The 22611-nt window shown below is 42.0% G+C and carries 20 protein-coding genes; 5 read left to right on the top strand and 15 right to left on the bottom strand.

The features are described 5' to 3' along the window. Window positions 1-8: 8 nt before the first annotated feature. The 3 genes from tatC to tatA are packed head-to-tail and all read right to left on the bottom strand — an operon-like array spanning window position 9 to window position 1435. Window positions 9-785, bottom strand: a complete 777-nt coding sequence (gene tatC, locus B2Y23_RS00815) for a twin-arginine translocase subunit TatC (protein WP_291368442.1) — start codon at window positions 783-785, stop codon at window positions 9-11. Then, window positions 782-1204, bottom strand: a complete 423-nt coding sequence (gene tatB / locus B2Y23_RS00810) for a Sec-independent protein translocase protein TatB (protein WP_291368440.1) — start codon at window positions 1202-1204, stop codon at window positions 782-784. Before tatB ends, tatC begins: the two co-directional genes overlap by 4 nt. Window positions 1205-1216: 12 nt before the next feature. After that, window positions 1217-1435 carry a Sec-independent protein translocase subunit TatA gene (gene tatA, locus B2Y23_RS00805; protein ID WP_291368438.1) on the bottom strand — a complete coding sequence of 73 codons (219 nt, stop codon included), beginning with the start codon at window positions 1433-1435 and terminating at the stop codon, window positions 1217-1219. Between the two features lie 191 nt (window positions 1436-1626). Here tatA and B2Y23_RS00800 point away from each other — a divergent pair, with 191 nt between their 5' ends. Then, a complete protein-coding gene (locus tag B2Y23_RS00800) occupies window positions 1627-2508 on the top strand; it encodes a permease (RefSeq protein ID WP_291355309.1) in 882 nt (293 codons plus the stop codon). Window positions 2509-2683: 175 nt separating this feature from the next. Here B2Y23_RS00800 and rdgB read toward each other — a convergent pair whose 3' ends face one another. The 11 genes from rdgB to B2Y23_RS00745 all read right to left on the bottom strand — a co-directional run bounded on the left by rdgB (window position 2684) and on the right by B2Y23_RS00745 (window position 15738). After that, the gene (gene rdgB / locus B2Y23_RS00795) at window positions 2684-3310 is read right to left on the bottom strand and encodes an RdgB/HAM1 family non-canonical purine NTP pyrophosphatase (RefSeq protein ID WP_291355308.1); all 627 of its coding nucleotides are present in this window, start codon (window positions 3308-3310) and stop codon (window positions 2684-2686) included. Window positions 3311-3388: 78 nt separating this feature from the next. Beyond that, window positions 3389-3610, bottom strand: coding sequence for a kynureninase (locus B2Y23_RS00790; protein ID WP_291355307.1), 222 nt, complete (start codon window positions 3608-3610; stop codon window positions 3389-3391). Between the two features lie 140 nt (window positions 3611-3750). Further along, window positions 3751-4338, bottom strand: a complete 588-nt coding sequence (locus B2Y23_RS00785) for a tetratricopeptide repeat protein (protein ID WP_291355304.1) — start codon at window positions 4336-4338, stop codon at window positions 3751-3753. After that, window positions 4335-4928, bottom strand: coding sequence for a methionine biosynthesis protein MetW (metW, locus tag B2Y23_RS00780; RefSeq protein WP_291355302.1), 594 nt, complete (start codon window positions 4926-4928; stop codon window positions 4335-4337). Before metW ends, B2Y23_RS00785 begins: the two co-directional genes overlap by 4 nt. After that, window positions 4928-6088: a homoserine O-succinyltransferase MetX gene (gene metX / locus B2Y23_RS00775; protein WP_291368436.1), complete on the bottom strand. Its 1161-nt coding sequence runs from the start codon at window positions 6086-6088 to the stop codon at window positions 4928-4930. The genes metW and metX overlap by 1 nt, the downstream gene beginning before the upstream one ends. An 88-nt stretch (window positions 6089-6176) precedes the next feature. Then, entirely contained in the window at window positions 6177-7874 is a 1698-nt protein-coding gene (gene leuA, locus B2Y23_RS00770) for a 2-isopropylmalate synthase (protein ID WP_291355297.1), read from the bottom strand. Between the two features lie 266 nt (window positions 7875-8140). Continuing rightward, on the bottom strand, window positions 8141-9247 hold the full coding sequence (locus B2Y23_RS00765) for an alpha-hydroxy acid oxidase (protein WP_291368434.1): 1107 nt from the start codon (window positions 9245-9247) through the stop codon (window positions 8141-8143). Continuing rightward, the gene (locus tag B2Y23_RS00760) at window positions 9244-9927 is read right to left on the bottom strand and encodes a Fe2+-dependent dioxygenase (RefSeq protein ID WP_291355292.1); all 684 of its coding nucleotides are present in this window, start codon (window positions 9925-9927) and stop codon (window positions 9244-9246) included. Before B2Y23_RS00760 ends, B2Y23_RS00765 begins: the two co-directional genes overlap by 4 nt. 151 nt (window positions 9928-10078) lie before the next feature. Further along, a complete protein-coding gene (locus tag B2Y23_RS00755; protein WP_291368432.1) occupies window positions 10079-12328 on the bottom strand; it encodes a catecholate siderophore receptor Fiu in 2250 nt (749 codons plus the stop codon). 366 nt (window positions 12329-12694) lie between these two features. After that, window positions 12695-13378 carry a Fe2+-dependent dioxygenase gene (locus B2Y23_RS00750; RefSeq protein ID WP_291355290.1) on the bottom strand — a complete coding sequence of 228 codons (684 nt, stop codon included), beginning with the start codon at window positions 13376-13378 and terminating at the stop codon, window positions 12695-12697. Window positions 13379-13485: 107 nt separating this feature from the next. Continuing rightward, complete coding sequence (locus tag B2Y23_RS00745) at window positions 13486-15738, bottom strand: TonB-dependent receptor (RefSeq protein WP_291368430.1); 2253 nt, start codon at window positions 15736-15738, stop codon at window positions 13486-13488. Between the two features lie 825 nt (window positions 15739-16563). Between B2Y23_RS00745 and tig the strand changes: the two genes are divergently transcribed. The 4 genes from tig (at window position 16564) to B2Y23_RS00725 (ending at window position 20948) form a co-directional block, all read left to right on the top strand. Further along, window positions 16564-17895, top strand: a complete 1332-nt coding sequence (tig, locus tag B2Y23_RS00740) for a trigger factor (protein WP_291355286.1) — start codon at window positions 16564-16566, stop codon at window positions 17893-17895. A 192-nt stretch (window positions 17896-18087) separates the two neighbouring features. Next, window positions 18088-18693, top strand: coding sequence for an ATP-dependent Clp endopeptidase proteolytic subunit ClpP (gene clpP, locus B2Y23_RS00735; RefSeq protein ID WP_086198326.1), 606 nt, complete (start codon window positions 18088-18090; stop codon window positions 18691-18693). A 27-nt stretch (window positions 18694-18720) separates the two neighbouring features. Beyond that, a complete protein-coding gene (gene clpX / locus B2Y23_RS00730; protein WP_291355283.1) occupies window positions 18721-20031 on the top strand; it encodes an ATP-dependent protease ATP-binding subunit ClpX in 1311 nt (436 codons plus the stop codon). 203 nt (window positions 20032-20234) lie between these two features. Beyond that, complete coding sequence (locus tag B2Y23_RS00725; protein WP_291355280.1) at window positions 20235-20948, top strand: DUF2846 domain-containing protein; 714 nt, start codon at window positions 20235-20237, stop codon at window positions 20946-20948. A 113-nt stretch (window positions 20949-21061) separates the two neighbouring features. Here the strand turns inward: B2Y23_RS00725 and B2Y23_RS00720 are convergent, their stop codons facing one another. Further along, window positions 21062-22588 carry a fumarate hydratase gene (locus B2Y23_RS00720; protein ID WP_291355278.1) on the bottom strand — a complete coding sequence of 509 codons (1527 nt, stop codon included), beginning with the start codon at window positions 22586-22588 and terminating at the stop codon, window positions 21062-21064. Window positions 22589-22611: the final 23 nt, after the last annotated feature.

The raw sequence follows: 22611 nt of genomic DNA, 5'->3' as shown, positions 1-22611 counted from the left end.
ATTAAGGATTAAGGATTAAGGGTTTGACGTTTTTCTAAAACTTTTCCGAAAAATAAGCCTATTTCAAATAATAACCACATTGGAATGGCGAGCATGACCATGGAAAGTGCATCAGGTGGAGTCACAAACATGGCAACAAAGAAACAGCCCACCACAATAAAGCGACGTTTTTCTGCCAAGCTTTTCGTGCTGACCAAACCAATCAGAATCAGGACTAAGGTAACAATCGGAATTTCAAAGGTTAATCCAAACACCAAAAACAGCTTTAAACAAAAACTTAAATAACTGTTGATGTCGGTCATTGGTGCAACGCTCTCCGGCGATACACTGATAAAGAAATGCAAAATCGCCGGTAGGGTAATGAAGTAAGCGAAAGCTATGCCCAAGTAAAATAAAGAAATACTGCCGACCAAAAGCGGAATGGCGAGGTGGCGCTCCTTTTCATACAGGGCAGGGCGTACAAATGACCATAAAAAATAGATGATTACAGGCATCGCCAACATCAAGGCCACAAAGAGATTCAACTTAAACGGTGCCATAAAGGTTGCGGTAACATCGGTGGCAATCATGGTGGAACTGACAGGTAATTGCTGTCTGAGCGGTTCCGACAGAAGCTGATAGGTGTAATTGCGAAATGGCAACAAGCAGAAAAACAGCAGCAGCGTAATACCGACAATTTTAAATAAATACTGACGTAGCACGATTAAATGCTGCATCACAGGCATCTGTTCTAGATTTTCACTGTCTGATTTGACTACAGAAGCAGGTAATTGACTGTGGCTCATACGGCAATCTTCAATGTAGATGGGAGATAAGAGCTCGAAACCTTGAATACATCAGCGCCATGTGACTGCACAAAATTCGCTGAAAATGGGGTCAAACGGCAGGGACTGAGCCAGGTGTAAAGCTGTGGAGATGGCGCTTGAGTCTTTTGTGGTCGTGTTGACTGAGTCAAATCATCCAGCTGCTTTTGCAAGCGCTGTTCTATTTCTGTCATGCGGTCAATTTCTTTTTGAATTTCTTCACGAAACTCTGAAAGTTTCAGTTCCCGATCGACCTCGGTTTGCACACTCTGAATAAAGCGTTTTGCTTTGCCATACCATTTCGCAGCAAAGCGCGCAGCTTCAGGCAGTTTTTCAGGACCCAAAACCAGCAGTGCGATAATGGCAAAGCACAGCAGTTCAGTCATACCGACATTTAGCATGGCTGCGCTCGCTTAGCTTTTTACAGTACTTTCAGTGTTTTTAATCTGAGCATCAATGGTACGGGGCTCTTGCAGTTGAGTGCGTTCGGCATCATCTTCTTTAATCGACTTTTTAAAATCCTTGACTGCACCACCGACATCTTTACCCAGATTTTTGAGTTTGGATGTACCAAATAATAAAATCACCACGATTGCAAAAATTAGCACGTGCCAAATCGAAAGTCCTGCCATGTTATTTTCCTCTATTTTTGTTGTCCTTATCTCAACAGGGTTTGATGACAAGGACGTGACATTTCTGTTTCGGTTTCAAGACAAGGGAGGTTTAGGCAAGGTTAAACATAAAAAATTAACCTTTCAAAATCATGTTTGAATAGCAGCTGTGCTAGGATATTTTTTTATTAAATAAGCTAAGCTGTACTGTCATGGCCCTGATTCTTCCTTTGATTTCTTTTCTTGTTGGATATTGGGGAGTGCATGTTTTAAAACCGATACGGCCCTTACTGGCAGCTTTACTGGCCCGGATTTTTATACCGCTGCTGATCATTTACAACATGGTATTTTATAAAGAAGGCAGTCTGTGGCTGATTGGCTTCAGCTTTTTAAGTTCCATTATTTTCTTTAGTATTTTTTATTATTTTCAAAAAGACAAATTACGTGCCCTGTGTTTTAGTTATTTAAATGGTGCATGGTTGGGTCTGCCTTTTGCTTTAGCGGTATTTGGACCGGAAGCCAGCAGTACCATCGTGGCCTTATATATCGGCGGTTCCTTATTTGGCAATATCTGTGCGGTGATGGCAGTCAGTGAAGCCAAACAGGATTTGAGTTTCATCATTAAAAATGTATTGCTGTCGCCGCCAGTGATTGCCTTGACCACGGCTGCTGTTTTGTCATTCTGGGATTTCAGTCCCTTTGAATATCATCCTGTCGTGCAAGGGGTGTATCAGCTGAACAAGGTGCTGGTAACCTTTTCAGGCATGTGCGTTTTGGGCATGTGGCTGAGTAAAGTCAGGATTGGCTGGCGTGATTTAAAGCGTAGTTTACTGATCATCAGTAGCCGTATGTTATTGGCAGTTTTATTGTGTGCAGCAGCTTATCTGCTTTTGCCGATTCCACATTTAATGCTGACTTATGCAGTGATGTTGATGTTCTTTTGTTTACCTCCCGCAGCCAATATTGTGGCGCTGGAAACGCATTATCAAGGAACAGGATACTCAGCGAAATATATTGCGTCGGGAACTGTGGCCAGTGCGATATTGATCGGGATTTATGGCGTAGTGTTGCATGCATTGGTGCCGGGTTTTTAAAAAAGTCCCCCTTTTTCAAAGGGGGATTTAGGGGGATTCATTATTCACAATAAATCCCCCCTTGCTGAACAGTGTTCCTCACCCTTTAAAAAAGGGAGGGGGATATCTTCCTTGCGCACTCAGAATATATTCTGAGGATACTCACATCTCCTAAGGAAAGGGGATATAAAGCAGTTTACTTCTCCAAACTTGCCTTAAACAAACGCATCGCCTGACCACGATGGCTGATTTTATTTTTATCTTCTTTACTCATTTCGGCACTGGAAATGCCCAGTTCAGGCAACCAGAACAGCGGGTCATAACCAAAACCATTTTCACCGCGCGCTGCTTCTAGCACTTCACCTTTCCAGATGCCTTGAAAAATTTGAGGTAGCGAATCTTCAGCATGCTGAACCAGTGCAAGCACGCAAACAAACATGCCTTCAATGCTTTCACCTTCTTTACGAAATGGTTTGAGTCGGGTTAACAGTTTTTCATTGTTGGCTGCATCATTGCCATGTTCACCGGCAAAGCGTGCAGAATAAATACCTGGCGCACCACCTAGGAGTGGAACACAAATTCCGGAATCATCGGCAATTGCGGGTTTACCTGAAATCTTAGAAGCATGACGTGCCTTAATAATGGCATTTTCAACAAAGCTCAAGCCATCTTCAACCGCATCTTCAATATTCAGTTTGCCTTGGGGAATCACCTCTACAGGGAGATTTAACTCTGCAAACATTTTTTCAAATTCGGCAATTTTTCCTTTGTTATTGCTTGCGAGTACGAGTGTTCCTTGAGATAACCAATCTTGAGATGCCATTATTTCGATCTTAATGTGACAATGAATAAGACTATTTTAGCGGATTTTACTTTTTAAAATTGTTTTCAAGTTAACAATTTATTTATTTTCCCAAGAATAACCATTAGCGCCACAATTACGTTCAAGAGAGTTCATTACTTCCTCTGCTGTATTTTTATGAGATCGCCAAGCATCGATGTTTACTTGTACAATTGCACGACAATTTTTGGGTAATCCAGTTTCTCCATAAGTTGGTTTACTGTTAGGTTTTTCACATGCAGTAAGCATTAGTATTAGACAGGTCAGAATAATGATTTTCATTTATTGTTAACTTAATTTTATATTTTAGATTTTTTATAACATAAAGGAATTTTTATAAATTATTAAATATTTTTTCATTTAACTTTTTATTTTTACGAAATAAAAAAGCACCCGTAGGTGCTTTTTAGAATCAGGCAGAATTACTGTGCCTGAATCCATTTGTCCGCACGGTCACGTGCCATGCGAATCTGTTCTTGAGTCAAGTTGGCAGCCAATGCCATCTTCTTGCCTTCAGATAAAGTAATCACTTTATTGTCGAGCATGCCGTCACGGGTAGACAGTTCATACCACTGGTAAGCACCGATGTAATTTTTCTTTTGTTCTTCCATCATCGCAAGATTAAAGCTGGCACGGTTATCACCATGACTTGCCGCTTTTTCAAAATATTTACGTGCCAAAGTTTCGTCTTTCTTGGTGCCAATACCATCTGCCAGCATACGGCCGACATTCAACTGGGCAGCAGTCAGACCTTGATCGGCAGCAGCTTTGTACCAGGAAAAAGCTTGCTGATCATCTTTTTGAATATCTTTACCTTGTTGATATTTGGTGGCGAGATAAAATTGTGCAGCTGCCTGACCTGCTTTGGCAGATTTGATCAAGCTATTAATATCCATGACAGAATATTGTGCAGCCTGGCTTGAAATCGATGCCGAAGGTGCCACATATTCTGCATGAGCTTGAATGCTAAATAATCCAACCAATAGTGTGCTTAATAATATTTTTTTCATAGTGCGCTCACTCTATAAATAGCGACTTCACCAAACAGATTTGGGATATGTTTACTAAGTAAACTTCCTTGTTGATCCCCATTCACGGCGAGTCGATTAATAATCCGGATATCGTTTTCAGCACAAAGTGCTTCGAAATCACGGAAAGTACATAAATGAATATTTGGAGTGTTATACCACATATACGGTAAAGCTTCCGAAACCGGCATCATTCCTTTTAAAGCCAAGAAAGAACGGGTCTTCCAATGGGCAAAATTAGGAAAGGTAATAATCGCCTGTTTCCCCACACGCACCATATCACGCAATAATACGTCCGGTGCATCTACAGCTTGCAAAGCCTGTGCCATAACCACATAGTCAAAGGACTGGTCTGCAAAACGGCTTAAACCGAGGTTCAAGTCTTGCTGGATAATATTTAACCCTCGACTTACTGCAATTGCAATCTTTTCCTGATCAATTTCTAACCCATATGCGCGAATATTGTGCTTTTTGCTCATATGCGCCAGTAATTCACCATCGCCACAGCCTAAATCCAGTACGCTAGAATCGGGTTTAATCCATTTTTCTGCAAGTTGATGGTCGATACGCATTACACAGTCTCCTTAGGTGTGGCTTGGAGGTGTTCTGCACCACCTAAAAATGCACGTAATGATTTAACGTAAAGCGGAATCGGGAACAGAAACGAGTCGTGGCCCTGTTCTGCATCAATATCGAGATAGCTTACAGGCTTATGGTTACTGATCAGTGCATCGACAATTTCTTGCGAGCGCTGCGGTGTGAAACGCCAGTCAGTGGTAAATGAAACCACCAGGAATTTACATTTGGTATTCGCCATGGCTTTTTTGAGTGACTGCTCGTACTCGCGCGATGGGTCAAAGTAATCCAGCGCCTTGGTCATAATCAGGTAGGTGTTGGCATCAAAGTTACGGCTGAACTGTTCACCTTGATAACGCAAATAGCTTTCCACCTGGAATTCAACGTCAAAACCATACATAAATTTGCCCGACTTTAAGTCACGGCCAAATTTCTGTTTCATGGCTTCTTCAGACAAATAGGTGATATGACCGACCATACGCGCCAGAATCAGACCACGTTTTGGATAGCTGTCATTTTCCAGATAACGGCCATTATGGAAGTCCGGATCAGACAAAATCGACTGACGCGCCACTTCGTTAAAGGCAATATTTTGTGCCGATAGTTTCGGTGCACTGGCAATGATGACGCATTTTTTTAAACGGTCAGGATAATCGACCGACCATTGCAAAGCCTGCATGCCGCCCAGAGAGCCGCCAATAACGGCATACCAGACATCAATACCTAAACGGTCAGAAAGTAGGGCTTGGGTTTTGACCCAGTCACGCACAGTAACCAGCGGGAAATCTGGACCGTAAGGACGATTGTCATTTTCCGGGTTCGGCGAGATCGGGCCGGTAGAACCGCTGCAACCGCCAATATTATTCAGGGCAACGACAAAGAATTTAGAGGTATCAATGGCTTTACCTGGTCCAATGCATGCATCCCACCAGCCCGGTTTTTTGTCATCTGCATGGTGATAACCGGCTGCATGGTGATGGCCAGACAAGGCATGACAAATCAGGATGGCATTGGATTTGTCGGCATTGAGTTCGCCATAAGTTTCGACCATCAGCTCAAAACGTGGAAGAATTCGGTCACATTCGAGCTCTAACGGCTCTTCGAAAATAAACTTTTGCGGGGTAACTAGGCCCACTGAGTCAGCTGGAAAAGACACAGGAAATTTTCGCCTTAAATCTTTAGAATGAATGACGAAAGGATACCACTTGAGGGTATCCTTTCTAAAGTTTTTTATTTGATATCGCTTATACGGCGGCAGCAACGACCTGATCAGTACTTAATACGCCTTGCTCAATCAAGCGATTGGTACAGGCAATAATCGCGTCAATAGATGCAGTCACGATGTTGTCATGAACGCCGGCACCGAAGGCAGATTTACCGGTACCTTTCACTTGAAGCTCGATCAAAGCCAAGGCTTTGGCATGTGCACCTGAGCTGATGCTACGTTCTTCATAAGTCAAGACATCAATTGGTAACTGTAATGCATTCAAGATCGCTGAAATCGGACCGTTTCCTTCACCACGCAAGTGTTGAGTTTCACCATTGATTTCAACATCAAGTTCAATCACCTGATTGCCATTTTCATCGGACAACTTATAGTTTTTGGTAGAATAATGCGCATCTTTCACGGCAACATAGGTGTCTTTGAACAATGCCCAGATGTCTTGAGCGGAAATTTCTTTCGCCTGCTCATCTGTGACTTGCTGAACCACTTGCGAGAATTCAATTTGCAAGCGACGCGGCAACACCACGTTGTAGTTCGATTCTAACAAGTAAGAAATACCGCCTTTACCTGACTGTGAGTTCACACGAATCACCGCGTCATAGTCACGGCCCAAGTCTTTAGGATCGATTGGCAAGTAAGGCATATCCCAGATTTCTTCGTTTTTCTGGTATTCAAAACCTTTTTTGATGGCATCCTGATGCGAACCTGAGAATGCGGTGAACACCAAGTCGCCTGCATATGGATGACGAGGGTGCACTGGCAAGCCTGTGCATTCTTCAACAGTAGCAATAATTTCGTTGATGTTAGAGAAGTCCAATTTCGGTGCAACACCCTGGGTGTACATGTTCAATGCAATTGCTGCAACGTCGACGTTACCGGTACGTTCACCATTACCAAACACACAACCTTCGACTCGGTCAGCACCGGCCATAATCGCCAATTCAGAAGCTGCAATACCACAGCCACGGTCATTGTGACAGTGCACAGAAATAATCACACCGTCACGACGTTCAATATTACGGTGCATCCATTCCACTTGATCGGCATAGACGTTTGGCGTCGACACTTCTACAGTTGCTGGCAAGTTTAAAATCACTTTGTTTGTCGGTGATGCTTCCCAAACTTCAGTCACGGCATCACAGGCCGCTTTTGCCACTTCTAATTCAGTCGCAGAAAAACATTCCGGGCTGTACTGAAAAATAAAATCAGTTTCAGGATATTGCGCTGCGTATTCTTTCACTTTTTGAGCAGCATTAATCGCTAACTGGCGTGCACCTTCCACATCGACGTTCAAGACTTTTTGACGGAAAGTTGGAGAGTTAGAGTTATAGATATGCACGATGGCACGTTTTGCACCGACTAAAGATTCAAAAGTACGTTGGATCAAATGATCACGCGCCTGAACCAATACTTCGATATAAACGTCATCCGGAATATGATTTTCTTCAATTAATTTGCGGGTGAAGTCAAAGTCAATTTGCGATGCAGAAGGGAAACCGATTTCAATATGTTTAAAGCCGATTTTCACCAACATCTGGAACATTTTGAATTTTTGATCCATATCCATCGGTTCAAAAATCGCTTGGTTACCGTCACGAAGGTCGGTGCTCATCCACATTGGCGCTTTGGTAATTTCATTATTTGGCCATTGACGGTCTGGCAAGTCTACACGTTGGTACATGCGACGATATTTTTTACTTGGATCAGCCAACATCATGAGGTAACTCCTTGTGTAGCACCGGTTGCTTGAGGTCGTGGATAACGGCAACCTGCTACTGATATAGATTGTGTCTATTCTAGCAATTTACAAGTCTGAGACTGGAAGACATTAGTCGAAAGTTGTAATAAAACCAATGCTTTCTTATAAGTTAGTTGTACCGCAGCGCTTGTAAATCTATAACTTAATATTAATCCACTTATTCCGAAAATATTTTTCTATTTTTGCATCCATAACAAGACTTAAGAAAATATTTTTCAGTAATCTTATTTTTGGTGGAAAATATAATCATTGTTGATGTCATTTAACGTGGCTGTTCCCATTAATGCCATGGTAATTTCAAATTCTTCCTTCAGGATTTTAATCACATGCGCCACGCCTAATGCCCCCGCAGTTGCCAGCCCATAAATATAAGGTCGACCGATGAAAACTGCCGAAGCACCCAGGGCAATCGCTTTAAAGACATCTGAACCACGACGAATCCCGCCATCGTATAACAGGGGGAAATCTTCTGGCAGCACTTTTTTAATCAGTTGCAATGCTGTGAGTGGGGAAATGCAGGTATCTAAAACACGACCGCCATGATTGGATACAATCAGACCTTGTACGCCGTGCTGAATGGCAAGCAGGGCATCATGCGGATTGACGATGCCTTTTAAAATGACCGGTAATGAAGTGTGCTGAACCATCCAGGCAATATCCTCCCAGGTGGGTGCAATTTTCATTAAACCATTAAATACGGGATGATCACCTTCATGCAGTTTAGGTAAGGGAATATGCGCTGGGGTATGTGGATGCTGCATGCCTTGCGGTAAATGGAAAAATACCCGTCGTTCACGGTCACGGATGCCAGTATGCGGTGAATCCACGGTAATCACCAGGGCTTTAAAGTTTTGCTGTTCTGCCAGCTTCACCAAAGCCAGCGATTTGTCCCGGTCGCCTTGCCAGTACAGCTGAAACCATTTGTACGGATTGTCCTGTTTTAGGCTACGCATATCGGTATTGCTAAAGGTGCTAAGTACCATATTGCTGCCGAGCACTTCTGCTGCCAGCGCCGTTGCTGCTTCAGCTTCAGGGTGAAACTGCTGCTGATGCCCAATCGGGGCCAGAAAAATCGGGTGCGGATATTCCTGCCCTAAAATTTTACAGCGGGTATGGCCTTGAGTGAGGTCTTTGAGCATTCTGGGCAATAAGTGAATCTGTTGAAATTGATTCAGATTGTCGTGAACACTGACTTCATCCATGGAGCCGCCTTGCAAGTACTGCCATACCATATCTGACAAGTGTTTTTTTGCCTGAATTTCATAATCGGCAAGGGTCTGTAAATAAGCCGGAATCTGGGAGAGGGGAGCAAGGGGAGCAACGGCTTTCATAGATCGCCCCATTGGCGCAATAAATTATGGTAGTGACTGGTCAAACCCAGAATTTCTTCGCTATCGCCAATCTGCTGGCGTAATTTAATAATGTTCATGTCGAGGTTAAACAGCATGCTGCGTTGCCAGTCATCTTTGACCATGCTTTGTATCCAGGTACAGGCCGCCATTCGTTTGCCCTGGGTCACCGGTTCGACCCGATGTAAACTTGTCGCAGGGTAGAGAATGGCATCGCCGGCATCAAGCTTGACTTCATGACTGCCATAATTGTCTTCAACAATCAGTTCACCGCCTGCATATTCATTCGGTTCAGATAAAAACACGGTGATGGAAACGTCAGTACGAATAACCTGATTTATGCTCCTGGAATATTGCACGGCATTATCGACATGATTGCCATAATGTCCTTGATCCTGATAGCAATTGAACAAAGGGGGCAGTATATGCTTGGGCAATGCTGCCGATTTAAGCAGGATATTGTGTTGCAATGCCTGAAGAATTTTGGCTGCAAAGGCTTGATAAGCAATGCTGTTGGGATCAATTTGCAGATTATTCTTAATTTTTTGAGCCTGAAAGCCGGCGCTGTGCTGACCTTGAATCCAGGCCTGACTGCTATCTAATTGTTGGCGTAAATCAGCAACCTGCTGTTTGCTCAGAATTTCAGGAATATGTAACATCATCAGCTTGATCTGCATCCCTTAAATGGCTTGAATCCAAAAAATAATGTAGTGCATTAGGGGGCTATTGCTATTTCATCGATGAAGTATCAACAGTCACTAGATCTAACCCACTACATATTTATACTCAATCTGTTCAGACTTAGCGAATTGCTTAAAACTTATAGTTAAAAGTTAAAGCTGCTGAACGCGGTTGTCCTAAAATCACACGGCCACCGCCATTGTTCAGGGTGCTGATGTATTCCTTGTCTGCCAGGTTATAGACATTCAAGTTGACCGAAGCATTCTGATTGAAGCTGTAACCTGCCATGGCATCAAACACTATATAGCCTGGAATGTTTGGCATATTCGCCGCTGCAGTGCTGTCAGTAATCACACGCTTTTGCTCATCGACATAGCGCGCACCTAGTCCTAGCTTAAAGCCAGCAACATCATAAGTAGACCATAAGCTTGCAGTCCATTCTGGAGACCAACGCACATTGTTGGTTCGGGTGATTGCCCCGGTGGTTGAATTCACGCTGAGCTGGTCTTCCTGCTCGGTTTTCATATGCGCAACCCCGGCAGATACATTCCATGCATCCGTGATTTTACCCACAGCACTGAGTTCTACACCTTTGACGTTGGTTTTACCTTGCTGAATGGATTCTTGCGTAATCGCATCCTGAGTAAACTGGTTTTCATTTTCAGTGTAATACGCAGCAGCATTGATCGCCAACTGATCATTAAGCAGATCCCACTTGGTGCCAATTTCATAGTGATGGGTTTCTTGCGGTTTTGCAGCCGCACTGTTAATTCCTTCTGCTGAAAGACTAAAGTTGGCACTTCCAGGAGGAGTCAGAGATTTGGCATAAGAAGCATATACGCTACTTTTAGCGGTAGGTTTAAATAGGCCGCCCAGTTTCCAGCTGACCAAGGTGTCATTCGCACCAAAACTCGCAGGAACCAAGCTGCTGCTACCCGATGGCAAGGTCAAAGCATCATATTCGGTATCATAATAGTCAACTCGAACTCCGCCATTCAGCTGGAAGCGCTCACCAAATTTAAGCGTATCGAATAAATAGGCGGCAGCTGTATCGGTTTCACCATGGGTATAGCCACCGTTATACATCAGGCTAGGCATTGCTTCATTGCGATCTGGATCATAAAGATTGGCCCAAGAGGTTGCTACCGTCGCTTGCCCCGGCATTTGCGTAGCCATGGTTTTTGTATGCAGTTGTTCTTTTAAAAACTCTAATCCTGCGACTACATCATGTTCAACCGCACCGGTTTTTAAATTCAGGTTCAGAGTCGTTTGATTAGCCAGAATCTTGTTTTCCTGATCGACACCCTGACGTGAACGGTTAACTTCCCAGTCTTTCGGATCAGTTGAACCATTAGTCCTTAAGCCCGCTGAACCGGTATTGATCCCAGTTAAAACGCGATTCATACTGGTTTTACCCAAACGGGTGATGTTGGTCAGTTTGACGTTTTCAGCTAGATCACTTTCAATTTTCGCCGTATACATATCTGCATCGACATCTTCATGGTCATTGGCATGACCATAATAATTTTCACGGTCGACTTTAGGCGCTGAAGCTAAAGCAGAATCGGCATTGTAGAAACCTTTCATGCCAATGGTGGGAATGCCGCCATCCGGAATATTGCGTTGACGAATATGCTGTGAATAGAGATACAGGCGCGTATCGCTATCCAGACCAAAGGCAATCGAGGGTGCAATGGCCCAGCCGTTATTTTCAATAAAATCGCGACCTTCAATGCCGCCGTCCTGTCCCATGGCATTTAAGCGAACTGCCACGCCATCGTTAATCACCTGATTAATGTCAGCAGCCAGACGTGCATGCTCTGCGGTATTGTAAGTAGCAGAAACTTCACGGCTATTTTCAGTCTGCGGCAGTTTGCTGGCCAGGTTGATATAACCTGATGCAGCACCACGACCGGCTTCCGCACCAGAAGGGCCTTTGACCACTTCAATTTGTTCCAGGTTAAAGACATCGCGGGTGACTGCACCCAAATCGCGGATACCATCGACATAGGTCGAAGTTTGAGTAGAAAAACCGCGCATTTGAAACGCATCACCGGCACTGGTATTGCCATTTTCACCCAGTTGCAGGGTAATTCCCGGTGTGTTTCTTAAGGCTTCGACCAATGAGGTTGCACCTTGTTCTTTTAATAATTCTTTTTTAATCACTGAAACGGTTTGAGGGGTGTCAACCAGTGGTTGAGTATATTTGGGGGAACTGACCGAATCGGCTTTATATTTATTTTCTGCTTGAGATTCTACGGTAATGGTTGGAAGCTGGGTTACACCATTGCTTGTTGCGGCATGAGTCATGAGCGGGAAAGATGCAGCTAATGCAACCAGTTGAGCATTTCGATTGTGTTTACGGCTTTTAATCTGTGCCATGGTAGGTAATCCCTGGTTTCGTATATGACAGAATTCCATTACTGCGTTACAACTTTTAAAGTCGGCAAAATAGCAGCAAAAGTGGAGTTATTGTTATGGCCTGTAACAATTGATGCGAATTCTAATGATAATTATTATCATTAACAATAGTAATAAGTGATTCATTGTGATGAAAATGGATGGAAATACGACTTAACTCGGGCTTGTTAATTAGATAAAACAATCATGTTTAAAGGGAAAACGATACGATGACAGTTGAATTTGACTAAAAGATAAAATAATCAAAGATTCAAATGCTTATAATTTGTTGATTGGGCTGGCTGATATAAGGTTTCAGCAGCCCTTTTATTTTATTAGATTAGAAAATTAGAGTTCAGCCCATTTGCGCATTAAATTGTGATAAAGATTGGTCAGCTTCATCACTTCATCATGCTGATCACCCAGTTGCATGCGCAGGTTCTGAATCGACTGATCCAGGTTAAATAGCATGTGGCGTTCAGCATCTTCCCGAATCATGCTTTGCACCCAAAAGAAGGAAGCGATACGACAGCCAGAGCTTACGGGTGTAACTTCATGCAAGCTGGTTGAAGGGTAGAGAATCATATCGCCTGCAGGAAGTTTAATTTCATGGTAACCATAGGTGTCTTCAACCACCAGGTCGCCACCTTCATATTCTTCCGGGTCGCTTAAAAAAACCGTGCAGGACAAGTCTGTGCGTAAACGCTCATGGGTTCCACGGATTCGGCGAATGGAATTGTCGACATGAAAACCGAAGGATTCATTGTTTTCATAACGGTTAAAGAGCGGGGGAATGATGTCTAAAGGAATGGCCGCAGATAAAAACAAGGGATGCTGACCCAAAGACTCTAAAATAATCGTGCCCAAGTGCTGAGTCAGTGGCAGGTCTTCAGGCAGTTGCTGATTCTGTTTAACCGTGGCCGAAAGCGTACCCGCGGTCACTTTGCCATTGACCCATTCAATTTTATTCATTTCATCACGGAAATATTGAACTTGTTCTTTAGTCAGGACGTTAGGAATATGATGGATCACGGCAAGAGACCTTTGGAAGAATAAATTCTTTTAACGATAAAAATAGCCTCATGATTATGAGGCTATTTTAGATTAAAGCCATAATTAATTTATGGTTTTAATTGAACTTAGTATTTGAAATTTAGCGACAATACTGCGCTACGACCTTCTGCTTCAGTGGCATAGTGAGATGCATACGCTTTGGTGAAATAGCGTTCGTCAGACAGGTTGTTGACGTTTAATTGCAGGTCAACATTTTCGTTGACGTTATAACGAGCCATGGCATCGTAACGTACGTAACCTGGAACATATTTGGTATTGGCTAGGTCGCCATAAACTTTGTCCATAGCAATTGCACCCGCACCAAGCGTTAACTGTGGTAAGACTTGGTAAGTGGTCCAAAGCGTTGCACTGTTTTTCGCAACGTTTGGCATTACATTGCCATTATAAACAGTTTGGTCTGTACAGGTTGTACCGCGACAGCTTACGCCATTCTTGGTCGCTTCACTATCTAGGTAGGTATAGCCAGCAGAAACAGCCCACTTGTCGGTAATGTTGCCGTTTAAGCCAAGTTCCAAGCCATCAACTTTACTCGCACCACCATTTGTTGTGGTATTTGCATCAAGCGAGATACGAGTATTTTGTTTTTCTGTACGGAAAATTGCTGCAGTTAAGTTTAATTTTTCGTTAAACAGATCCCACTTGGTACCAATTTCAAAAGTACGGCTTTCTTCCGGATCGATATCTTTATTCACTGCTGTTAATGCAGTTTCAGAACCGTCACCTGCATCTACACCTACCGGGTTTGCTGAAGTTGCAAAGCTGGTATAGATACTACCATTTGGACGTGGTTTAAAAGTTAAACCTGCTTGGTAAGAGAAAAAGTCTGTATTACTTTCAATTTTTGCACCGGTCGCATTGGTTTTAAGTTCAGTATCAAACTTGTCCCAGCGTAAACCTAAATCTAATAACCATTGCGGGTTAAACTCAATGCTATCCAGTAAATATACTGAAGTTGTCTCAGCTGTCGTAGTGGTTACGGCTTTATTTTCTGCAATACTTCCTAACCAAGGGTCTTTTGAATTAGGGTTGTAAGCACTTGTACACCAATAGTTTGAAGTAACATTGGTAAAAGTGCTACATGCTTTAGGTGGATTAAGGCTAGCTGGAAGAGTTGAAGTTGCTGCTTGACCTAAATCGGTAAGTAAATAACTTCCTTTATCAGATTCCTGTTTAGAATATTCAGCACCCACATTAAAGCTATGTTTTAGGGCACCGGTATTAAATTTACCGGTTAATGCCAGTTGGTCGCTGAATGTCTCTGTATCAGTAATACGCGCATTTGCACGACGTACCACTTGAGCATTTGGTGTATTGCCAATATTTAATTTTGAGTCATCTGGCTGGGTCCAGACATAATTATTTTTAGAATTACTATAAACAGCTGTATTACTGATGGTTAAATTGTCAGTTAAATCATGTTCTAACTTAAATGTACCAATTTGATTTTCCTGTTTTTGGAAATCACGGTTTAACCAGCCATAGTAAATACCTTGTTTGGCATTTAAAGGCTTACCAATCGCAGCCGAACCATTCCAATAAGGAACGCCTGAATCTGGGGTATCGTCAGATTTTAAGTAGTAATAACTTAAAGTTGCACGAGTAGGAGTGTCTAGGCCAAAGGTAATGCTTGGTGCTATACCAAAACGGGCATATTCAGCACCATCTGCCTGACCAGCTTTTTCATTGTGGTGTCCTAATACTGCAACACGGGCTGCAATACCATTACCAAAATCTTTGTTGCCATCTAAAGTGATACGTTGGTAACTGTCTGTACCTGCACCAACTGAGCCTTCCAAAAAGTCACCTTTTTTAGCAACTTTAGAAATCACGTTAACGCTACCACCTGCAGCACCCGCACCACCTAAAGCAGAAGCTGAGCCTTTAGTGACTTCAACCTGCTCTACTGCAAACATTTCACGGTTTTGTGAGGTCGAACTACGTACGCCATCGACATACATCGAACTTTCAGAGCTATAACCACGAATAAATGGACGGTCGCCATTCGGGTTACCACCTTCACCCGCACCTAAAGTAATACCAGGCACAGTACGCAAAGCATCGCTTAAAGTTGTTACTTGAGTATCTTCAATGAGTTGCTTGGAAATTACAGAAACCGATTTAGGGGTATCCAGTAAAGGAGCAACAAACTTGGAGCTGGCAGATTTATCTACTTTGAGACCTTGTTCTGCTTCTGCCTGAGTGTGAAGAGTTTCAAGTTGAGCAACTTGATCTTGTGCAATTGCATTACCAGCCATCACTGAAAGTGAAGACACAATCGCAGAAGATACGATTTTTTTGCGTGTTTTGATAAAGGCCATTTTGAACTCAAAAGGTGTATTGTAAAAATGTATGAGAATAATAATGATTCTTATTTTGCATCACCATTAATAATGATTGCAATTGGAAATTGAGATTTAATTATTAATCGTTTATTTAAATGTAATAATATAACTATATTAAATTAAATTATTGATTTTATTTTATATTTATTATTTTGTTTATTTTTGGGTTTTTAATTGGGAATATTGATGTTAATTTCTTTTAACAGTTGTGTGGCAAATCACCCACAAATATTTCATTTTTGTGCTCAATTTCTTTGTTGAATCAAATCATATAAATCTCTATTTGAATTATATTCCTGATCTTCATTCAATTTGAACTCTAAAGATGGGAAGAGGGGGCTGGATCATGGAATTGACTAAAGAGTTTTAGAGTGCATTGAATAGGGAGACAAAATCATGAAATGAAGGGAAGAAATGACTGCATTATGAATTTTCATCAGCCAGCGGACTTTATTTGTGATTACTTTGGGATTACGTCGAGATTGTCATGCAAAATATGACTATATAACAAGAAATAAAATTTGGAGTTAAATAAGAAAAATAAAATCTAACTAGAGAAAATAATAAAAAGCATGAAATAACAGGATCCAACAGCAAAAGATCAGCTTGAGCAGTAAAAGAATATATAAAATGGCGATGTTTATACCTCACAGATGTTCAAAGTTGTAAGCAAGACAGACTTTTCTGAGCAGAATGCTTAAAATTTAATGGTTAAATCATCCTGTTTTGTATATCTTTCAATGTTGTCATATAATGTGGCACTTTAAAAATTGCAATTACTATTTCTATATCGAGGAAGCCATGCAAGTAACTTCTGAAGCGGTTTCGGGCGTTGCCCGTCGTTTAAATGTATCTGTACCGACGAGCCGTGTGAACGAACAATTTGAAGCTCGTTTAAAACGCACTGCTAAAACTGTGAAGATCAACGGCTTCCGTCCAGGTAAAGTGCCTTTAAATGTCGTACGTCGTGAATATGGCGCAAGCATTTATCAAGAAGTTGTAAACGATGTTATTCGTGACACAGTGTTTGAAGCGATTCAACAAGAGAAAATCAATGCTGTTGGCATGCCAAACATTGAAAAAGTTGAAAATAAAGAAGACGCTCTTGTTTATGAAGCAACTGTAGAAGTTTATCCAGAAGTTGACGTGAAATTTGACGGTTTAGAAGTTGAACGCAAAGCAACTGAAGTAAACGACAAAGACGTTGATCAAATGATCGAAAACCTTCAAAAGCAACGTGCTTCTTGGACTGAAACTAAAGGCATGGCTAAAAAAGACATGCAAGTGACTTTCGACTTTGAAGGTACTGTAGATGGCGAGAAGTTCGAAGGCGGTGCTGCTGAAGACTTTAAACTGGTTCTAGGTTCAGGCCGTATGATTCCTGGCTTCGAAGACGGTATCGTTGGCATGAAGAAAGGCGAAGAGAAAGTGATTGATGTTACTTTCCCTGAAGACTACCAAGCTGAAAACCTTGCTGGTAAAGCAGCTCAGTTCAAAATCACTGTGAAGCTTGTTGAAAAACAAAAACTTCCAGAAGTTGATGCTGAATTCCTGAAAATCTTTGGTTTAACTGAAGAAGAAGGTATTGAAAAATTAAAAGCTGACGTTCGTAAAAACATGGAACGTGAAGTGAAAAACGGTCTTCGCAACCAGCTAAAAGGCGCAACTTTTGATGCACTTGTAGCTGCAAACGAAGTTGAAGTTCCTGCTGCGATGTTGTCTCAAGAAATTGACCGTCAACGTCAACAAATGATTCAACAGTTCACTCAACAGTTTGGTGCTCAAGGTGCGCAAGCATTTGACAGCAGCATGCTTCCAGATGACCTGTTCAAAGAACAAGCTGAAAAATCTGTAAAACTTGGTGTGTTGGTGAGCAAAGTTTTAGCTGATGCTAAAATTGAAGTAGATCCTGCGCGTGTTGAAGCTTACATCGAAGACATGGCTTCTTCTTACGAAGATCCAACTGAAGTGATTGAATACTTCAAAAATGACAAACAGCAACGTGCTCAAATCGAAGCTGTTGTTTTAGAAGATCAGGTTGTTGATCACATCTTGGCATCTGCTAAAGTGACTGACACAAAAGTAAGCTATGAAGACTTATTGAAAGAGCAACAAGCTCGTCAACAAGGCTAAGTTTAGCTGAGCTAAAAAAGGGCGCATCATGCGCCTTTTTTTATTTACAGGCTTATCTTGAACCTGTCCTGAATTCACAAAGCTTATATAAAAAATATCTGTTATTTAATTGGGAATCTTTTGCATTTTCGGCAATTATCCCTCATATTGTGATTATGAGTCGAGTAACAAAAATTTAGGAATAAATAACGTATGTATGTTCCAACAATTGATAACGCTTTAGTGCCAGTGGTAGTAGAACAGTCTTCTCGTGGTGAGCGCTCTTTCGATATTTTCTCACGTCTTTTGCGTGAACGCGTCATCTTTTTAACCGGTGAAGTTGAAGACAACATGGCAAATTTAATTGTTGCGCAAATGTTGTTTTTAGAAGCAGAGAACCCAGATAAAGATATACACCTCTATATTAATTCACCAGGGGGTTCAGTGACTGCAGGTATGGCGATTTATGACACCATGCAGTTTATTAAACCGGATGTCGTGACTTATTGTATGGGACAGGCAGCCTCTATGGGTGCATTCCTGCTGAATGCAGGTGCTAAGGGCAAACGTTATTGCTTGGAAAATGCCCGTGTGATGATTCACCAGCCACTCGGTGGTTTCCGTGGTCAGGCATCGGATATTGAAATTCACGCACGTGAAATTCTATTCATTAAAGAACGTTTAAACCGTTTAATGGCAGAGCATAGTGGTCAAGACTATGAAACTGTTGCCAGAGATACTGACCGTGACAACTTTATGACAGCACAGGCTGCTAAAGAATACGGTCTCGTGGATGAAGTGTTAAGTAAACGTCCATAATTTTCAGATTTTTATATTGGAGTGAATATGTCCGACCATCCTCAAGGACAAAAGCATTGTTCATTTTGCGGTAAAACGCAGTCTGAAGTCGGGAAACTGATTGCAGGTGAGGACGCTTACATCTGTAATGAGTGTGTGGACGTATGCTTAGATTTAGTCCAAACCAGTCAACAAGTTGAATCTGGTGATTGGGCAAGTAAGCCTTTGCCAAAGCCACACGAAATTCGTGCTGCACTTGATCAATATGTGATTGGTCAGGATGTTGCCAAGAAGACCCTTTCAGTTGCGGTATATAACCATTACAAGCGTCTAAAAGTGACTCATTCAGGGCATAAACCTGATCACGCTGTTGAGCTTGCGAAAAGTAATATACTTTTGGTTGGGCCAACAGGTTCGGGTAAAACCTTACTTGCACAGACTTTAGCGCGTTTGCTCGATGTTCCATTTGCTATGGCAGACGCAACCACACTGACCGAAGCCGGTTATGTGGGTGAAGATGTGGAAAACATCGTACAGAAGCTTCTTCAAAAAGCGGATTATGATGTAGAAAAAGCGCAAAAAGGGATTATCTATATCGACGAGATCGACAAGATTACCCGCAAGTCTGAAAATCCGTCAATTACCCGTGATGTATCGGGTGAAGGTGTTCAACAAGCTTTACTGAAAATGATCGAAGGTACGGTTGCTTCCATTCCACCACAAGGTGGTCGTAAACATCCGCAACAAGAGTTCATTCAAATTGATACCTCAAATATCCTGTTTATCTGTGGCGGTGCCTTCTCTGGTCTAGAGAAAATCGTACAACAGCGTCAGGAGAAAGGCGGGATCGGTTTCACGGCAGAAGTGAAGAACAAAGACGAAACGCGTAAATTGTCTGATTTGTTCCGTCAAGTTGAAGCAACTGACTTGGTGAAATTTGGTTTAATTCCAGAATTTATTGGTCGTTTGCCGGTGATTGCAACTTTGGATGAGCTGGATGAAGAAGCTTTGATGCAGATTCTGACTGAACCGAAGAATGCTTTAACCCGTCAATATCAATATTTATTTGATATGGAAAATGTGGATCTGGTATTTGAAGATTCAGCATTACGTGCCGTGGCGAAAAAAGCCTTGGAACGTAATACGGGCGCTCGTGGTCTGCGTTCAATTCTGGAAAATTCGTTACTTGAAACCATGTATGATTTACCTAGCCGTACCGATATCGGGACAGTGATTGTGAATGATGCAGTGATTTCTGGTGAAGGAAAACCCGTGTTAAAAGCAGAACGTCAACCTAAATTAGAAACTGAAGATGCCTCTAAAGTTGATTTAAAAGTTATAAACTCTAAATCTGCTTAATTCGCTATTCGTCAGAAACGTGCGGAAAACTGGTGTTTTCGCACGTTTTTTATTTCCAAAAATAAAGCGCAATGTTAATCTCAATGATTAGGCGTGGACGCCTAAAAAAGATCAACTAACTCAAATCAATGTCGCGATTAATAGAGCGAAGAATGAACTTTTAATTGAGTACAAAAATAAAAAATACGCGGTGAGGGAAAATCATGCGTGGAGTCTGTATTGCAGTCTGTGCAAGCTTTATTTTATTGGGATGTCATGGCAAATCTGCGATGCAACATGCCGAAGTCACTTCAACTTTAAAACCTGTAAATACTGAACATGAACCAAGTTTGTTGGAACAGTACCGTTTTGGCATGTTTACCATTGGTGCTTGGGTCAACCAAAAATTAGGTCAGCGCTTTAAACCGGTTCAGGCACAAAGTGACCAGGCGGCGATTGTCTATTTATACCGTCCTGACAGTAAGTGGAACCGCCAGGAAATTGTAGCATCCAGTTTGTTTATCAATAGTGAGCGTATTCCAAGCTTATTAAACAATCATTATTACTGGGTTGAATTACCGGTCGGGACATATCGCATATCAACCAGCCGTCCTTTGGGTGTGCAACATTTTCAAAAGCCTAAATATCTGGATTTTACCGTGCAGGCAGGACAGTCTTATTTTATCAAATACGATGAAGAAAATTTAAGTACCCGTCGTGAGGTATCTGGACCTTTAATGTTTGTGCCGGAAAAAACTGCCTTAAATGAAATTGCCTATACCCAGCTGAAGTCGGAAAGTTATAACTTTGTTGCTTTAGATCAAAATAGCGGTAAGGTACGTAAGAAAGCGCAAAAACTGAAACCTGCAAAATATGATCCTGCAGAAGATGTTCAGTTGACCACGCCATTTAAACTTTGGAATCCGCTGACTTGGTAAAAAGATTTAAAGAAATTTTAAGTTGAAATTACAACTCAATATGTTCTGATATAAGAAATATTCATTCAGAACATAAAAAAGCACCCATCAGGGTGCTTTTTTAACTTGGCAAATTAAACCGCAGCAGCATCTACTACTGGAATTTTACCAATTTTCGCTTGCCAGATTTTTGGAGCAGTTGCGTGAATAGACGTACCATTCACATCAACAGCTACAGATACAGGCATATCTTCAACTTTAAACTTGTAGATTGCTTCCATACCCAAGTCAGCAAATGCCACAACTTCAGCTTCACGAACAGCTTTAGATACCAGGTAAGCAGCGCCGCCCACAGCCATCAAATAAGTTGCTTTGTTGTCTTTAATCGCTTCAACAGCAGCAGGACCACGATCCGCTTTACCGATCATGCCGTACAAGCCAGTTGCTTCAAGTACTTGGCGAGTAAATTTGTCCATACGTGTTGCAGTGGTCGGACCAGCAGGACCCACAACTTCATCACCCACTGGATCTACAGGGCCAACGTAGTAAATGAACTTGCCTTTAAGGTCTACCGGAAGTTCTTCACCTTTGTTTAACATGTCTACCATACGTTTGTGCGCAGCGTCACGACCGGTATAGATAGTACCGTTAAGCAATAAAGTATCACCTGGTTTCCAAGAGTTCATTTCTTCTTGAGTGATGTTGTCCAGGTCCACACGTTTAGACGTTGAAGAATCCCAAGTTACAGCAGGATAGTCATCAAGTTTAGGTGCTTGAATGTGAGCAACACCTGTACCGTCTAACTGGAAGTGTGCATGACGGGTTGCCGCACAGTTTGGAATCATACCGACTGGTTTACCCGCAGCATGACATGGGTAATCTTTGATTTTGATATCAAGAACAGTGGTTAAACCGCCAAGACCTTGTGCACCAATACCCAAAGCATTTACTTTTTCGAAGATCTCGATACGGAGTTCTTCCATTTTGCTTTGTGGACCACGACGAAGCAATTCGTCCATGTTGATTTCTTCCATCAATGCTTCTTTAGCCAGCATCATGGCTTTTTCAGCAGTACCACCAATACCGATACCGAGCATACCAGGAGGACACCAGCCTGCACCCATCGTTGGAACAGTTTTCAGTACCCAATCTACGATTGAATCAGACGGGTTCAACATTGCCAGTTTAGATTTATTTTCTGAACCACCACCCTTGGCAGCAACAGTAATATCGACTTTGTTACCTGGTACGAGTTTGTAGTGAATTACAGCAGGGGTGTTGTCTTTGGTGTTTTTACGGCCAAAAGCAGGATCTGCTAAAACAGATGCACGTAAAATGTTTGAATTTTCAAGATAACCTTGACGAACGCCTTCGTTAATTGCATCGTCTAAGCTCATGGTTAAATCAAATTTAACGTCTAAGCCCACTTCAAGAAATACGTTCACAATACCCGTATCTTGACAGATCGGGCGATGGCCTTCTGCACACATACGAGAGTTAATTAAGATTTGTGCGATCGCGTCTTTAGCAGCTTTATTTTCTTCACGATCATAGGCACGGCTCATCGCTTGGATGAAGTCCTGTGGATGATAGTAAGAAATAAACTGAAGCGCATCTTTTACCGATGTGATCAAGTCATCTTGCTTGATAATAGTTGTCATATCAAATATCTCTTGAGCGGGCT

It is taken from the genome of Acinetobacter sp. UBA5934 (assembly GCF_002430855.1).
Taxonomy (GTDB): Bacteria; Pseudomonadota; Gammaproteobacteria; order Pseudomonadales; family Moraxellaceae; genus Acinetobacter.
This window is presented reverse-complemented; position numbering and strand designations above follow the sequence as displayed.

Coding starts and splice junctions, on each gene's coding strand:
- tatB (WP_291368440.1), bottom strand. CDS start 1,204: ATGCTAAATGTCGGTATGACTGAACTGCTGTGCTTTGCCATTATCGCA.
- clpP (WP_086198326.1), top strand. CDS start 18,088: ATGTATGTTCCAACAATTGATAACGCTTTAGTGCCAGTGGTAGTAGAA.
- B2Y23_RS00720 (WP_291355278.1), bottom strand. CDS start 22,588: ATGACAACTATTATCAAGCAAGATGACTTGATCACATCGGTAAAAGAT.
- B2Y23_RS00790 (WP_291355307.1), bottom strand. CDS start 3,610: ATGAAAATCATTATTCTGACCTGTCTAATACTAATGCTTACTGCATGT.
- B2Y23_RS00760 (WP_291355292.1), bottom strand. CDS start 9,927: ATGATGTTACATATTCCTGAAATTCTGAGCAAACAGCAGGTTGCTGAT.
- rdgB (WP_291355308.1), bottom strand. CDS start 3,310: ATGGCATCTCAAGATTGGTTATCTCAAGGAACACTCGTACTCGCAAGC.
- clpX (WP_291355283.1), top strand. CDS start 18,721: ATGTCCGACCATCCTCAAGGACAAAAGCATTGTTCATTTTGCGGTAAA.
- B2Y23_RS00725 (WP_291355280.1), top strand. CDS start 20,235: ATGCGTGGAGTCTGTATTGCAGTCTGTGCAAGCTTTATTTTATTGGGA.
- metW (WP_291355302.1), bottom strand. CDS start 4,928: ATGCGTATCGACCATCAACTTGCAGAAAAATGGATTAAACCCGATTCT.
- B2Y23_RS00800 (WP_291355309.1), top strand. CDS start 1,627: ATGGCCCTGATTCTTCCTTTGATTTCTTTTCTTGTTGGATATTGGGGA.
- leuA (WP_291355297.1), bottom strand. CDS start 7,874: ATGATGTTGGCTGATCCAAGTAAAAAATATCGTCGCATGTACCAACGT.
- B2Y23_RS00745 (WP_291368430.1), bottom strand. CDS start 15,738: ATGGCCTTTATCAAAACACGCAAAAAAATCGTATCTTCTGCGATTGTG.
- tatC (WP_291368442.1), bottom strand. CDS start 785: ATGAGCCACAGTCAATTACCTGCTTCTGTAGTCAAATCAGACAGTGAA.
- B2Y23_RS00785 (WP_291355304.1), bottom strand. CDS start 4,338: ATGAAAAAAATATTATTAAGCACACTATTGGTTGGATTATTTAGCATT.
- tatA (WP_291368438.1), bottom strand. CDS start 1,435: ATGGCAGGACTTTCGATTTGGCACGTGCTAATTTTTGCAATCGTGGTG.
- B2Y23_RS00755 (WP_291368432.1), bottom strand. CDS start 12,328: ATGGCACAGATTAAAAGCCGTAAACACAATCGAAATGCTCAACTGGTT.
- B2Y23_RS00765 (WP_291368434.1), bottom strand. CDS start 9,247: ATGAAAGCCGTTGCTCCCCTTGCTCCCCTCTCCCAGATTCCGGCTTAT.
- tig (WP_291355286.1), top strand. CDS start 16,564: ATGCAAGTAACTTCTGAAGCGGTTTCGGGCGTTGCCCGTCGTTTAAAT.